Annotated in this window: 15 protein-coding genes and 1 tRNA gene; 8 read left to right on the top strand and 8 right to left on the bottom strand. The window is 64.3% G+C overall.

Annotation, left to right across the window (positions count from 1 at the left end):
• Nucleotides 1-5: 5 nt before the first annotated feature.
• Together A3CW_RS0120640 and ispH are read left to right on the top strand one after the other, a co-directional pair.
• Entirely contained in the window at nt 6-461 is a 456-nt protein-coding gene (locus A3CW_RS0120640; RefSeq protein WP_028205261.1) for an FKBP-type peptidyl-prolyl cis-trans isomerase, read from the top strand.
• A gap of 5 nt (nt 462-466) precedes the next feature.
• On the top strand, nt 467-1,438 hold the full coding sequence (gene ispH / locus A3CW_RS0120635) for a 4-hydroxy-3-methylbut-2-enyl diphosphate reductase (protein ID WP_028205260.1): 972 nt from the start codon (nt 467-469) through the stop codon (nt 1,436-1,438).
• Between the two features lie 301 nt (nt 1,439-1,739).
• Here ispH and A3CW_RS52440 read toward each other — a convergent pair whose 3' ends face one another.
• The gene (locus tag A3CW_RS52440) at nt 1,740-2,138 is read right to left on the bottom strand and encodes a hypothetical protein (protein ID WP_154677994.1); all 399 of its coding nucleotides are present in this window, start codon (nt 2,136-2,138) and stop codon (nt 1,740-1,742) included.
• A 367-nt stretch (nt 2,139-2,505) separates the two neighbouring features.
• Here A3CW_RS52440 and A3CW_RS0120625 point away from each other — a divergent pair, with 367 nt between their 5' ends.
• From A3CW_RS0120625 to A3CW_RS0120610, 4 genes are all read left to right on the top strand, one after another.
• Nucleotides 2,506-3,456, top strand: coding sequence for a branched-chain amino acid ABC transporter permease (locus A3CW_RS0120625; protein WP_028205258.1), 951 nt, complete (start codon nt 2,506-2,508; stop codon nt 3,454-3,456).
• Between the two features lie 16 nt (nt 3,457-3,472).
• A complete protein-coding gene (locus tag A3CW_RS0120620) occupies nt 3,473-4,642 on the top strand; it encodes an ABC transporter permease subunit (protein WP_028205257.1) in 1,170 nt (389 codons plus the stop codon).
• Nucleotides 4,643-4,710: 68 nt separating this feature from the next.
• Complete coding sequence (locus A3CW_RS0120615; protein ID WP_028205256.1) at nt 4,711-5,487, top strand: ABC transporter ATP-binding protein; 777 nt, start codon at nt 4,711-4,713, stop codon at nt 5,485-5,487.
• Entirely contained in the window at nt 5,487-6,203 is a 717-nt protein-coding gene (locus A3CW_RS0120610; protein ID WP_028205255.1) for an ABC transporter ATP-binding protein, read from the top strand. Before A3CW_RS0120615 ends, A3CW_RS0120610 begins: the two co-directional genes overlap by 1 nt.
• Nucleotides 6,204-6,299: 96 nt before the next feature.
• On the opposite strand, the gene A3CW_RS0120605 is transcribed toward A3CW_RS0120610, so the two are convergent.
• The 3 genes from A3CW_RS0120605 to A3CW_RS0120595 all read right to left on the bottom strand — a co-directional run bounded on the left by A3CW_RS0120605 (nt 6,300) and on the right by A3CW_RS0120595 (nt 9,328).
• The gene (locus A3CW_RS0120605) at nt 6,300-6,761 is read right to left on the bottom strand and encodes a GNAT family acetyltransferase (RefSeq protein WP_028205254.1); all 462 of its coding nucleotides are present in this window, start codon (nt 6,759-6,761) and stop codon (nt 6,300-6,302) included.
• 18 nt (nt 6,762-6,779) lie between these two features.
• A complete protein-coding gene (locus A3CW_RS0120600; RefSeq protein ID WP_028205253.1) occupies nt 6,780-7,964 on the bottom strand; it encodes an acetylornithine transaminase in 1,185 nt (394 codons plus the stop codon).
• Between the two features lie 332 nt (nt 7,965-8,296).
• A complete protein-coding gene (locus tag A3CW_RS0120595) occupies nt 8,297-9,328 on the bottom strand; it encodes a CDP-6-deoxy-delta-3,4-glucoseen reductase (protein WP_028205252.1) in 1,032 nt (343 codons plus the stop codon).
• 121 nt (nt 9,329-9,449) lie between these two features.
• Here A3CW_RS0120595 and A3CW_RS0120590 point away from each other — a divergent pair, with 121 nt between their 5' ends.
• On the top strand, nt 9,450-10,532 hold the full coding sequence (locus A3CW_RS0120590) for an NAD-dependent epimerase/dehydratase family protein (RefSeq protein ID WP_028205251.1): 1,083 nt from the start codon (nt 9,450-9,452) through the stop codon (nt 10,530-10,532).
• A 34-nt stretch (nt 10,533-10,566) separates the two neighbouring features.
• Here the strand turns inward: A3CW_RS0120590 and A3CW_RS0120585 are convergent, their stop codons facing one another.
• Both A3CW_RS0120585 and A3CW_RS0120580 read right to left on the bottom strand, forming a co-directional pair.
• Complete coding sequence (locus A3CW_RS0120585; protein WP_028205250.1) at nt 10,567-10,755, bottom strand: hypothetical protein; 189 nt, start codon at nt 10,753-10,755, stop codon at nt 10,567-10,569.
• Between the two features lie 155 nt (nt 10,756-10,910).
• Complete coding sequence (locus A3CW_RS0120580) at nt 10,911-11,618, bottom strand: pseudouridine synthase (protein ID WP_028205249.1); 708 nt, start codon at nt 11,616-11,618, stop codon at nt 10,911-10,913.
• A gap of 254 nt (nt 11,619-11,872) precedes the next feature.
• On the opposite strand from A3CW_RS0120580, the gene poxB reads away from it, so the two are divergent.
• On the top strand, nt 11,873-13,591 hold the full coding sequence (poxB, locus tag A3CW_RS0120575) for a ubiquinone-dependent pyruvate dehydrogenase (protein ID WP_028205248.1): 1,719 nt from the start codon (nt 11,873-11,875) through the stop codon (nt 13,589-13,591).
• 21 nt (nt 13,592-13,612) lie between these two features.
• Here poxB and A3CW_RS50265 read toward each other — a convergent pair whose 3' ends face one another.
• Nucleotides 13,613-13,834 (bottom strand): hypothetical protein, encoded by a 222-nt coding sequence (locus A3CW_RS50265; RefSeq protein WP_063750851.1) that lies wholly within the window; start codon nt 13,832-13,834, stop codon nt 13,613-13,615.
• Between the two features lie 196 nt (nt 13,835-14,030).
• Nucleotides 14,031-14,115: transfer RNA gene (locus A3CW_RS0120565), tRNA-Leu, on the bottom strand.
• Between the last annotated feature and the right edge of the window lie 35 nt (nt 14,116-14,150).

Below are 14,150 nucleotides of genomic sequence, written 5' to 3'. Positions count from 1 at the left end.
TACGCATGAGCATCATCGACATCTCCGAAGTGAAGTCCGGTTCCCACGTGACGCTGAATTACCGGCTTTCACTCGCCGATGGCACCGAAATCGTCAATACCTTTGTCGACCGTCCCGCCACCCTGCTGATGGGCGCCGGCCAGCTTGCGCCGCCGCTGGAAGAGATTTTGCAGGGCCTGAAGGTGGGTCACCACTCGACCTTTCAGCTAGAACCCGGCGTCGCTTTCGGCCAGCGCAACCCCGACCTGATCCAGCGCGTCTCGCTCAAGACCCTGCGCGAGAACGGCATGATCGGCGAGGAGTTCAGCCCGGGCGACCTGATCGAATTCAATGCCCCCAACGGCGGGCGTTACGCGGGTGTGCTCAAGGAAGTGAACGAGACCTCCGCACTGTTCGATTTCAACCACCCGCTCGCTGGCCAGGCGGTTGCGTTCGAAGTGCAAATCATCGGAATCCTTTAAAGCCCATGACCAACACGGACACGTCCCTCATCGCAGAACTCGCCGACGCGGAAATCCTGCTCGCCCAGCCGCGCGGCTTCTGCGCCGGCGTCGATCGGGCCATCGAGATCGTCGAGCGCGCCATCCAGCTTCACGGCGCACCGATCTACGTGCGTCACGAGATCGTCCACAACGCTTATGTCGTCGAAGACCTGCGCAAGAAGGGGGCGATCTTCATCGAGCAACTCGATGAAGTCCCGTCCGGCAACACGGTGATCTTCAGCGCGCACGGCGTCTCCAAGTCGGTGCGCGCCGACGCCGAGGCGCGCGGCCTGCGCGTCTACGACGCGACCTGCCCGCTCGTCACGAAGGTGCACGTGGAAGTCGCGAAGATGCGCGACGAGGGGCTCGACATCGTCATGATCGGGCACAAGGGCCATCCGGAAGTGGAAGGCACCATGGGGCAGGTGGCCGAGGGCATGTACCTCGTCGAAGACATTGCCGATGTCGAGGCGCTCAAGCTGCGCGATCCGCAGCGCGTGGCGTTCGTCACGCAAACCACGCTCTCGGTGGACGACGCCGCGGAAATCATCGCAGCGCTGAAGGCGCGTTTTCCGGCCATTCGCGAGCCGAAGAAACAGGACATCTGCTACGCCACACAGAATCGCCAGGACGCCGTCAAGTTCATGGCGCCGCAGTGCGACGTCGTGATCGTAGTGGGCAGCCCGAACAGTTCCAATTCGAACCGGTTGCGCGAAGTGGCCGAGAAGCGCGGTATTCCTGCCTATATGGTGGATGCGCCCGAGCAGATCGACCCCCAGTGGCTCGCCGGCAAGCGCCGGATCGGCCTGACGGCTGGAGCCTCGGCGCCCGAGGCGCTCGCTCAGGAGATCATCCGCCGCCTGCACGAACTTGGTGCGCGCAACGTGCGCGCACTCGAAGGCATCGAGGAGAACATTGCGTTCCCGTTGCCGCGCGGACTCGGCCAGCCAGTCTGACGCCTCCTTTACTCCGCAAGAACGCGCCCATCCGGCGCGTTTTTTTATGCCCGCGACAGATGCGGACCGCAAATAATAAGGGCCACATGATGAGAAAAGGCAGGTTAACCTCACATTGGCCGGGTGCTCTTATTAGTGTTTTCGCTAGCGTGCAGGGCCGAATTACGTGGTGTGACCCCGAATTTAGGGGGCGATTGACACGTTTTCGACACGAATGCACCGCGCCGGAGCGGCATTATTATGCTCTCCCTTAAATAACCTTCATTTGATCCAATGCCCGCCCGACAAGGCATTGCGGCCATTATCTGCAACACATGATGCGAAGCCTGTTGATTTTTGGTGCAACTGGTGCACGAAAATGCGGCGCAACCTGTGGTGCAACCCGTATCGGGCGGTTATCTAAAAATATGGTTGCAATGCAGGAAAACCCTGCCGGCTCAACAATATTGCCCGTCGCATAATTGGCGTTACAATGCGCGCGTTCTGAAGGCTGGACATCCCATGAGAAGGCCATCAGGCAAGCATTTCGGAAGGCGCAGGAGACCTGATTAATGCAATTCAAGTCGGCTTTTGCCGCGTCATCGGTCAATGCGGTTGCGCCGCGCAATGCGTGGCACGGCCGCAATGCCGAGACGGGCACGAGCGCAACATCGATCATTTCTGGCATGCAGATTGCTTTTGCATGCACCGGCGTTGTCATGCCGGTTCGCCGCCTGAGTACGACGGATCTCGCAGCTGAGATCCCGCAGTGCGCGGGCGGCCGGGGAGAGGGAGTCATGGCGTTTGACGCATTCGCGTTTGCCGGCCGCGAGGCTCGCCGCGAATACGCCAACGTGAATATGACGCGTAGTTGATTGAACCCGACGGCACCGAACCATCCGACGGTGCCGTTTTTGCATCCGCTTTTGGCGAGTCTGCCGCTGCAACACAGCGGCAACGCGAACCAGGGCGGCCAACCGTTACCGGTTTTTACTTCAATACCCGAAAGTGTCGTTGCGGTTCCGTAAAACATCGCCCACCGGCCGATGACGAGCGCGAATCCGGTTGCACGGGCTAAGGAGCATTAAATGGATATTTTCATCCAGCAGATCCTGAATGGGCTGGTGCTTGGCAGCATCTACGCCATCATCGCCCTCGGTTACACGATGGTGTACGGGATTCTGGGCATCATCAATTTCGCGCACGGCGACGTGCTCATGGTGGGCGCCATGGTCGCGCTCTCCGCGATCAACGTGCTCCACAATCACTTCCCGGGCCTCGGGAACATCCCCACGCTGTGTATCGCGCTCGTGGTTGCCGCGGTTGTGTGCGCGGTCGTCGGGTACACGATCGAAAAGGTCGCCTACCGGCCGCTGCGCCGCGCCCCGCGCCTCGCGCCGCTGATCACCGCGATCGGGGTGTCGATCCTGCTGCAGACGCTCGCCATGATCATCTGGGGCCGCAATCCGCTCGCGTTCCCCCAGCTCATCTCGACCGACCCGATCAACGTTATCAAGCCGTCTGAAACCGGCGTGGGCGCCGTGATCTCGATGACGGAAATCGTCATCATCGTCGTGGCGTTCCTCGTGATGGCGGGTCTCCTGCTCCTCGTGCACAAGACCAAGCTCGGCCGCGCCATGCGCGCGATCGCCGAGAACCCGAACAATGCCTCGCTGATGGGCGTGAACCCGAACTTCGTGATCTCGGCCACGTTCATGATCGGCTCGGCGCTCGCCGCACTGGCCGGCGTGATGATCGCCTCGGAATACGGCAACGCGCACTTCTACATGGGTTTCATCCCCGGCATGAAGGCCTTCACGGCCGCGGTGCTGGGCGGTATCGGCAACCTCGGCGGCGCGATGGTCGGCGGCGTGGTGCTCGGTCTGATCGAGCAGCTCGGCGCAGGCTACATCGGTAACCTGACCGGCGGGGTGTTCGGCAGTAACTATCAGGACGTCTTCGCATTCATCGTGCTGATCGTCGTGCTCGTGTTCCGTCCGTCGGGGCTGCTGGGCGAACGTGTCGCGGACCGCGCATAAGAGGGAGTAACACAACATGACTTCAATTCAACCGATCGAGCCGTCGACGACGCTCATCCCCGAAAAGAACATGACGAAGACCCTCACGGTCGGCATCGTGACGGCCATCGTCGTGGCAGCGCTCCCCTTCGTGGTCGGCGCCGCGGGCGGCAACTACTGGGTGCGCGTGCTCGACTTCGCGATGCTCTACGTGATGCTCGCGCTGGGCCTGAACGTGGTGGTGGGCTTTGCCGGCCTGCTGGACCTGGGCTATATCGCGTTCTACGCGGTGGGCGCCTACGTGGCCGCGTTGCTGACGTCGCCGCACCTCACCACGCAGTTCGCGTGGATCGCCAACATGTTCCCGGGCGGGCTGCATACGCCGTACTGGATCGTGGTGCCGTGCGCGATGGCGCTCGCCGCACTCTTCGGCGTGCTGCTCGGCGCACCGACGCTGCGTCTGCGCGGCGACTACCTCGCCATCGTGACCTTGGGCTTCGGGGAAATCGTTCGTATCTTCATGAACAACCTCGACCGTCCGGTGAACATCACCAACGGGCCGCAGGGTATTACGGGCGTCGCGCCGCTGCAGGTGTTCGGCTTCAATCTCGCGCAGCCGCACGAGATCCTCGGCTTCACGTTCACGTCGGTCTACATGTACTACTACGTGTTCGTGATCTGCGCGCTGCTCGTGATCTGGGTGTGTACGCGTCTGCAGCACTCGCGTATCGGCCGTGCATGGGCCGCGATCCGCGAAGACGAAATCGCCGCCAAGGCCATGGGCATCAACACCCGTAACGTCAAGCTGCTCGCGTTCGCAATGGGCGCGTCGTTCGGCGGTCTGTCGGGCGCGATGTTCGGTGCGTTCCAGGGCTTCGTTTCGCCGGAATCGTTCACGTTCTGGGAATCGGTCGTCGTGCTCGCCTGCGTGGTGCTCGGCGGCATGGGCCACATCCCCGGCGTGATTCTCGGCGCCGTGCTGCTCGCCATTTTCCCCGAGTTCCTGCGCTCGACGATGGGCCCGCTTCAGCACATGCTGTTCGGCCACGAAATCGTCGATACGGAAGTCATCCGCCAGTTGCTCTACGGCCTTGCGATGGTCGTCATCATGCTGTACCGCTCCGAAGGCCTGTGGCCGGCGGCGAAGCACGAAGACAAGATCGCGAAGATCGCCAAGCGCGCCAGCAAGAAGCCGGTTCGCGCATAAGGCGCTTTGCGTGGGACCAGAGTAAGCGCTCAAGCGCCAACTCTGGTCGACACAGGAGAGAACACCACATGAGCAACAAACCTATCCGCCTGTCCGTGAAGGGCGTGAACAAACGCTTCGGCGGCCTGCAGGCGCTGTCCGACGTCGGCCTGCAGATCGAGGAAGGCACGATCTACGGCCTGATCGGCCCGAACGGCGCCGGCAAGACGACGTTCTTCAACGTGATTACCGGTCTCTACACGCCTGATTCGGGCGAATTCAAGCTCGATGGCACGGCTTATACGCCGACCGCCGTTTATCAGGTGGCGAAGGCCGGCATCGCGCGTACCTTCCAGAACATTCGTCTGTTCGGCGGCATGACGGCGCTCGAAAACGTGATGGTCGGCCGCCACGTGCGCACGAAGCACGGCCTGATCGGTGCGGTGCTGCAAACGCCGGCGGAGCGCAAGGAAGAGCGCGAGATCAAGGAACGCGCGATCGAGCTGCTCGAATACGTGGGCATCGCGCAATACGCGGACTACACCTCGCGCAATCTCTCGTATGGCCACCAGCGCCGTCTGGAAATCGCGCGCGCGCTCGCGACCGACCCGAAGCTGCTCGCGCTCGACGAGCCGGCGGCCGGCATGAACGCGACCGAGAAGGTGGAACTCACGCGCCTGCTCGACAAGATCCGCGCCGATGGCAAGACCATCCTGCTGATCGAGCACGACGTGAAACTGGTGATGGGCCTGTGCAACCGGATGACAGTGCTCGACTATGGCAAGGTGATCTCCGAAGGGCTGCCGCATGACGTGCAGAAGGACCCGAAGGTGATCGAGGCATATCTGGGTGCGGGGGTTCACTAATGTCGACATCGGTTCTGAAAATCAAGGGTCTGCAGGTCAACTACGGCGGAATCCAGGCGGTCAAGGGCGTGGACATGGACGTTCGCGCGGGCGAACTCGTCACGCTGATCGGCGCGAACGGCGCGGGCAAGACCACGACAATGAAGGCGATCACGGGTCTGAAGCCGTACTCGGCTGGCGACATCGAGTACATGGGCCAGTCGATCAAGGGCGTGCCCGCGCATGAGCTGCTCAAACGCGGCCTCGCGATGGTGCCGGAAGGCCGGGGCATCTTCGCGCGCATGTCGATTCTCGAAAACATGCAGATGGGCGCGTACCTGCGCAGCGACAACGACGGCATCCAGAAGGACGTCGAGCGCATGTTCGGCTTCTTCCCGCGCCTGAAGGAACGCGCGACGCAGCTCGCAGGCACGCTCTCGGGCGGCGAGCAGCAGATGCTGGCCATGGCGCGCGCGATCATCAGCAAGCCGAAGCTTTTGCTGCTCGACGAGCCGTCGATGGGTCTTTCGCCGATCATGGTCGAGAAGATCTTCGAAGTAGTGCGCACGATCTCGTCGGAAGGCATCACCGTTCTGCTCGTGGAGCAGAATGCACGTCTCGCGCTGCAGGCCGCCAATCGCGGCTACGTGATGGACTCGGGCCTCGTGACGATGGAAGGCGAGGCCAAGCAGATGCTCGACGATCCGAAGGTGCGCGCCGCGTACCTGGGCGAGTAAGCTGCATTGCATTGCGGTCCGCGCGGCCGCATCAAAACAAAAGCCGCATGGGTGCGAAACCCATGCGGCTTTTTTCATGACGTCGACCAATGAGGCTCAGACGAGCGCTTCGGACTCCTGCACGGCGAGCCGCTTGCCGAGACTCACCACGGCATCGGCGCGATAGCCAAGCCGCTCGTAGAACGCGAGCACCTCGGCCTTGTCGGTGAGCACCTGAAGGTTGAGCTTCAGGCACCCCAGCGCGGCGAGCGCGTTTTCCGCATGGCGCACGAGCCGCGTGCCGAGGCCATGGCGCCGCGCTTCGGGCGCAACGGCGACCGAATAGAGCCAGCCGCGATGCCCGTCGTAGCCTGCCATTGCCGTGCCGACGAGCGTGCCGTCGACGTCGCGCGTGGCAACGAAGAAAAGCTCCGGCTGCGTGCCGAGCTTGTTCGCGATCGACAGACGCGGATTGCGATGCGGCCGGCTCGCATCGTTGTACTCGGGAAACGCCTGCAGCCAGAGCGCGATCACCGCTTCGGTATCGGCTTCGCTGAACACGCGGATCGTGACGGACATCGCTCCCGCTCCCCCCGATTACAGCGAGTCGAGGATCGTGCGCAGCATCGCCATCATCTGGTCGATTTCCTGCGTCGTCACGTTCAGCGCCGGCATGAAGCGCAGCAGGTTCGGGCGCGCGGCGTTGAGCAGCAGGCCGTCCGGCTGCATCAGGCGCGCCTTCTCGACGATCTCCGGCCCGATGTCCTTGCCGAGCAGCAGCGCGCGCAGCAAGCCTTCGCCACGCTCGCCCTGGAAGCCGCGTTCGGCCGAAAGCTCGAGCAGCTTTTCGCGCAGATACTCGCCGCGCGCGCGCACGCCTTCGAGAAAGCCGGGCGCAACCAGTTGCGAGATCACCGAATAGCCCACGGCCGTCATCAGCGGGTTGCCGTTGTACGTGCCGCCCTGGTCGCCCGCTTCGAACACGGCGATTTCCTTCTTCGCGAGCAGCGCCGCGAGCGGCACGCCGCCGCCAATGCCCTTGCCGAGCGTCATGATGTCCGGCTCGACGCCCGAGAGTTCGTAGGCGAAGAGGGTGCCCGCACGGCCGCAGCCGCTCTGCACTTCGTCGACGATCAGCAGGATGCCGTGCTTCTTCGTGAGTGCGCGCAGTTGCTGCATGAATTCGCGCGTGGCGGGAATCACGCCGCCTTCGCCCTGGATCGGCTCGAGCATCACGGCGACGGTCTTCGCTGTGATGAGCTTTTCAACCGAGGCGATGTCGTTCAGGTCGGCCTTCGGGAAGCCCGGCACTTGCGGTGCGTAGATCGTGTCCCAGCCCGGCTTGCCGCTCGCCGACATCGTCGCGATCGTGCGGCCGTGGAAGCTGTGGTCGAACGTGATGATCTCGTAGGCGCCGTCGCGATGCTTCTTGCCCCACTTGCGCGCGAGCTTGATCGCGCCTTCGTTGGCTTCGGCGCCGCTGTTGGCGAAGAACACCTTGTCGAAGCAGCTGTGCTCGGTGAGCAGGCCCGCGAGCTTCGCCATCGGCTCGTTGTAGAAGGCCGGCGACGGGTTGATGAGCAGGCGCGCCTGCTTCTCCATCGCCTCGATCATGCCTTCGTTGCAGTGCCCGAGGCTGTTGACGGCCCAACCCTGGATGAAGTCCAGGTATCGCTTGCCTTCGTTGTCGTAGAGCCACGACCCCTTGCCATGCGTGAAAACGATTTCGGGCCGGTTGGTGATGTACATCAGCGACTCGATCGGGTATTCGGAATAATTCATGGCAACGGGCTCCGCGTTGGGGCTGCACTAGGGTTGAAAAAGATACGGCGGAAAAACAAAAAGCCACGGACTGGCCGTGGCTTTCGTGATTCGAACTTGCTGTGCGTTGAGAAGTACAACGCGCGTCCGCGAGTAGCCAGGCCCTAAAGATGGGGCGAGCGGCGACGTCGAAGGGCGGACAGGATGCAGTTCATGGGCGCAAGAATACGACAAGCCGAATGGCGATGTAAACCATCAATGTGCCGAATTTTTCCAGGCGGCCGAAGAATTTTTCGTGACGGCTGCCCGGCGGGTCGATGCATTGCACACGCAACGACCCACTCGGGCGAGCTTCAGACGGCGTTCGCGAGGTCGGCGGCGCTCGTGAACGAGTCCGCGTAAAACTCGTCTTCGGGCAGGCCATGGTGCTGCGTGAAGTCGCGCTGCGCGGACTCCACCATCACCGGCGCGCCGCACGCATAGACCTGGTGGCCAGAAAGATCGGGCAGATCCTCGATCACGGCGCGGTGCACGAATCCCGTGCGGCCGGTCCAGTTGTCGCCGGCTGCAGGCTCGGAGAGCACCGGCACGAAGCGGAAGTTCGGGATCTCCTTCGCCCATTGCTCGGCGAGATCCATCAGGTACAGGTCCTTCTTCTGGCGCGCGCCCCAGTAGAGCGTCATCGGGCGGTTCAGGTTCTTGTGGACCGCGTGCTCGACGATCGCCTTGAGCGGCGCGAAGCCGGTGCCGGAGGCGAGCAGCACGATCGGCTTAGCGGATTCTTCGCGCAGGAAGAAGGTGCCGAGCGGCGCCTCGAAGCGCAGGATGTCGCGCTCCTTCATCTGCGAGAAGACGTGATCGGTGAACTTGCCGCCCGGCATGTGGCGGATGTGCAGCTCGATCGGGCCTTCCTCGTGCGGCGCGCTTGCCATGGAGTAGCTGCGGCGCGTGCCGTCCTTGAGGATGAATTCGAGGTACTGGCCGGCGAGATACTGCAGGCGCTCGTTGGCGGGCAGTTGCAGCTTGAGGACGACGACATCGTCGGCGCGGCGCTCGATGGCGGCGATGCGGGTAGGCAGCTTGCGCACCTGCACGTCGCCCACGCCCGCCACTTCGCGGATATCGATTTCGAGGTCGGTTTGCGCCGTCGCACAGCAGAAGAGGGCCATGCCGCGCGTTCTTTCGTCATTGGAGAGCGCCGACGCCGCGTGGGCGCGCTGCTCGACTTCGCCGTTGCAGACCGTGCCCCTGCACGAGCCGCATGCGCCGTTCTTGCAGCCATACGGCAGGCCGATGCCTTGGCGCAGGGCCGCGTTGAGAATGGGTTCGTCGGGCTCGACCTGGAATTGCCGGCCGCTTTGCTTGAGCGTTACGTTGAAAGCCATATTCAGGGAAGCGTAAGTCTGTATCCGAGGGTTGAATCCGGTCGCGGGTCGCTTTGAGTAAGTTGCCGCGTTTCCTTGCCGGCCCTCGCCGCGAGGCCCGGGCCGCTAAAATGGTTCCACTATGATTGCCACACGAACCTTGCGCCGTGCGCGCATCCTGATTGTCGGTTGCGGCGACGTCGGCCTGCGCGCCGTCGCCCAGTTGCGCGAGCGGCCAGACCGCGCGCGCGTATTTGCGCTCACGCGCCGTGCCGAGCGCGCAGACGCGGTGCGGGCCGCGGGCGCAACGCCGGTACGCGGCGACCTCGATTCCCGCACGAGTCTCGCGCGGATCGCGGGCCTGGCTGACACCGTACTGCACCTCGCGCCACCGCAAAAATCCGGCGACGACGACCTGCGCACGCGCCGCCTGATCGCAGCGCTTGCGGCGCGGCGTCGCGCGGTGTCGCGGCCTGCGCTGGCTGGCGCGGCGCCGCGCGCATTGCGGCCCCCATTGCATTGCCTGGTGGACCGCATTCGCCGCAGCGCTTTCGGCCATGCCGCAGCCTTTGGAGCATCCGTCATTGTACCCGAGCGCATCCGGCGATTTTCCCGCGCCCGGCGCAAGCGCCTCGAACGCCCGAGGCTCGTCTACGCAAGCACGACGGGGGTGTACGGGGATTGCGGCGGCGCGCGCATCGACGAAACACGCACAGTGCAGCCCGCCAACGCCCGCGCCATACGCCGGGTGTCGGCCGAACGGCAATTGCGCCGCGCCACGGCGCGCGGCGCGCTCAGCGCGACGATCGCGCGCATTCCCGGCATTTACGCCGCGAACCGCCTCCCGCTCGCCCGGCTCGAGAAGCGCACGCCGGCGCTCATAGCGAGCGACGACGTCTACACGAGCCACATCCACGCAGACGACCTCGCGGCGATTCTTCTGCGCCTCGCAACGCATGGCCGCCCGGGGCGCACGATCCACGCGACGGACGACAGCGAACTGAAGATGGGCGAGTATTTCGACCGCGTGGCCGATGCCTTCGGCCTCGCGCGCGCGCCGCGCGTGAGCCGCGCCGAGGCCGAGCGCGAACTCGAGCCGGTCTTGCTGTCGTTCATGCGGGAGTCGAGACGGCTCGCCAATACGCGCCTCAAGCGCGAACTGCGCGCGCGTTTGCGTTATCCCGACGTAGATGCGTTCTTGCGCACGCTGCCGCCGCACCCGTGACTCCGGGCGGGCGGCGCGGCGCAAAGCGTGCCGTTCACGTGATGGCCGGCAGCGCTTCGAGCAGGAGGAAGCACAATAGCGCTCCGATGAGCGCCCCGATGAGGTTCGGATGATACTGATGTCGCATATGCATCGACGCGAGCAGGCCCCCAATCAGAACCGCCCCTAGCGCCATGAAGGCCATCAACACGAATGAGATTCCGAATGAGCCGTTGATGATCATGATGCCCCTCCTTGCAACTTGTAATCGTTCTTGAGACGAGTATAGGGCGGAAGCTCGGCAAGGACATGCTGCGGCGCGGCGAAAGCGATGCCTGTTTGCAAGCATCGGTGCGTCGACGCACTGAGCGGCGGGCGCTCGTGCCGCCCGGTGGTGGTTTACCCGTTGTTGCGCAACGCGTCGAGCGCGGCGGCGTCGAGCCATTGCCAGGCGCCCGGCGCCAGACCGGCGGGCAGGGAAAAGCCGCCGATGCGCTCGCGGTGGAGCGCCTCGACACGGTTGCCGGCGGCGGCCACCATCCGTTTGACCTGATGATATTTGCCTTCGAGCACGGTCAGTTCCAGCTCGTGGTCTGCACGTGCGTTGGCGGCGACCGCGGCGCTCGGCTCGCGCTCGCCGTGCAGCAGCACGCCTTCGCGCAGGGCCTTGAGCTGGGTGTCGTCGAGTGGATGGCGCGTGCTCGCCACGTAGACCTTCGGCACCTTGCGTTTGGGCGACGTGAAGGCGTGGACGAACTGGCCATCGTCGGAAAGCAGCAGGAGGCCGGTCGTATCCTGATCGAGGCGGCCGACGCATTGCACGTTGCGCTGCGCGAACTGCGTCGGCAGCAGATGAAACACGCTCAAGTGATGCTGCGGATCGCGCGAGCACTCATAGCCCGCGGGCTTGTTGAGCGCAATGTAGGCGCGCTCGTGAAACGGCCACGGCGTGCCGTCCACGCTGAAGACCAGGCTGGCCGTGTCGAATGTTGCGAGCGGGTTGGTGCACGGCGCGCCCGCGACGGCGACCCGCGCGTCGGCGATGAGCGCGCGGCATTGGCGGCGTGAGCCGAAACCCTGGGTGAAGAGAATGCTTTCGAGATTCATGACGGACGGCGAACAGCGTAGAGCCGGGTATTTTATCCGTGGCGACGTGTTCCGCGCCGCCGTGTCCGCCGCCTGTCCGCTTCGCACGGCTTGACCGCGTATTTCGAGCGGATGGCGTAACGTAGCGCAGGGTATTGGCAGGTCCGGCGCAGTTGCAGGACCCGGACGCCTGAATACTTGCCCCCAATTTTCTTCTCGCGCAGCGCCCGGCCTCGGTGCGCGCGCTGCGCCATACGGCTCACGTGGAGAACACCATGGCGAAGACGATAGCGGATCATCTGGCGAAAACACTCGAGGCAGTCGGCGTCGAGCGCATCTGGGGCGTGACGGGCGACAGCCTGAACGGCTTGTCGGCGAGCCTGCGCAAGCTCGGCACGATCCGCTGGATGCACACGCGGCACGAGGAAGTCGCCGCCTTTGCGGCGGGCGCCGAGGCAGCGGCGACCGGCCGGCTCGCGGTGTGCGCGGGCAGTTGCGGGCCCGGCAACCTGCATCTCATCAACGGTCTTTACGACTGCCATCGCAACCGCTCGCCCGTGCTCGCGATCGCGGCGCACATTCCCTCGACGGAGATCGGCCTCGGCTACTTCCAGGAGACGCACCCGACCGAACTCTTCCGCGAGTGCAGCCATTACGTGGAACTGGTGACGAACGCCTCGCAGTTCCCACGCGTGCTCGACACCGCGCTGCGCACCGCGATCGATCAGAAGGGCGTCGCCGTGATCGTGCTGCCCGGCGACGTGGCGCTTCTGGACGCGTCCGACGAGGAGCCGGCATGGGCCCAGGCGGCGCGTCCGGCGACCTTGCCTTCGTCGGCGGATATCGACCGGCTAGCCGAGCTGCTCAATCGCTCCGAAGCGGTGACGCTGCTGTGCGGCAGCGGCTGCAAGGGCTCGCATGACGAAGTGGTGGCCTTCGCGGACGCGCTCGGCGCGCCGACGGTGCATGCGCTGCGCGGCAAGCAGTACGTCGAATGGGACAACCCATACGACGTGGGCATGACCGGTCTGATCGGCTTCAGCTCGGGCTACCACGCGATGATGTCGTGCGACACGCTCGTCATGCTCGGCACCGACTTCCCGTATCGCAACTTCTATCCGCAGCACGCGAATATCGTGCAGATCGACCGCGACGCCGCCGCGCTCGGCAAACGCGCGCCGCTCACGCTCGGGCTCACCGGCGACGTACGCGAAACGTTGCGCGCGCTCACACCGAAGCTCACGCGCAAGACCGACCGGCGCTTCATCGAGCATGCGCGCGAGCACTATGCGAACGCGCGCAAGGGACTCGACGAACTCGCGCGCCCGGCAGCCGCCGGCAAGCCGCTGCATCCGCAGTATGTGGTGGCGCGTCTGGACGCGCTCGCCGAGGACGATGCGATCTTCGCGGTCGACGTCGGCACGCCCACGCTCTGGGCCGCGCGCTACCTGACGATGAACGGCCGGCGCCGCCTGCACGGCTCGTTCAACCACGGCTCGATGGCGAACGCCATGCCGCAGGCACTCGGCGCGCAGGCAGCGCACGCCGGGCGCCAGGTGGTCTCGCTCTCCGGCGACGGCGGCCTTTCGATGCTGCTCGGCGACATTCTCACGGCGCGCCAGCTCGATCTGCCGATCAAGATCGTTGTCCTGAATAATAGCTCGCTCGGTTTTGTCGCGATGGAGATGAAGGCGGGCGGCTATGTGGAGACGGGCACCGATCTGGCGGCCACCAACTTCGCGGATATCGCGAAAGGCGCGGGTCTCTTCAGCGTGCGTGTGGAGACGTCTGAAGCGCTCGATGAGGCGTTGCGCGCGGCGTTCTCGCACGCAGGCCCGGCGCTCGTCGACGTGGTGACGACGAAGCACGAACTGGCCATGCCGCCGAAGCTGCAGTGGGCGCAGGCGAAAGGGTTCAGCCTCTACATGCTGCGTGCGGTGCTGAGCGGGCGCGGAGACGAGGTGGTGGAGCTGGCGCAGACGAATTTGCGCTGAGGCTCGTGCGGCGGACCTGCGTCAGTCAGTGATCGAGACGCAGGTGCTGTCCTCTGGCCAGGTGCGAAATTCGTCGACCCGGCCCGCGCGCACGTCGAGCAGCAGCCGGTCCAGCGCTTCGAGCCTGGCGGATCTGTCTGCGTTCGATCGGATCAACGTTGCGGCAGCGCGTCCTGAGACCGATTCGTGGGCCTCGATGAGGATGCGTATGGCTTCCTCTCGCGTCATGAAAATGCGGTCCATCGTGGGCTCCCGGTTTGCTATCTCAATAACTTCGACAACGATAGCAGCGGGGCGCGGCACGCCGTGCGACATCCGCGGGACGCTTGATCTTCGTCCAAAGAAGGGCGTGCCGGATTCAAGCCGGCAACAAAAAACCCGCGAAGCCTTGAGCTTTCGCGGGTTTCAGGATTCCGGCGGATACTGCCGGAAAGCATTCTGGTGCCTCGGGCCGGAATCGAACCGGCACTCCTTTCGGAACCGGATTTTGAGTCCGGCGCGTCTACCAATTTCACCACCGAGGCGTGTGTTTGGGTGCGTTAGTGTGCTTTTGCTCATT

The sequence above is a fragment of the Paraburkholderia nodosa DSM 21604 genome, from assembly GCF_000519185.1.
In the GTDB taxonomy this organism is placed as follows: Bacteria; Pseudomonadota; Gammaproteobacteria; order Burkholderiales; family Burkholderiaceae; genus Paraburkholderia; species Paraburkholderia nodosa.
This window is presented reverse-complemented; position numbering and strand designations above follow the sequence as displayed.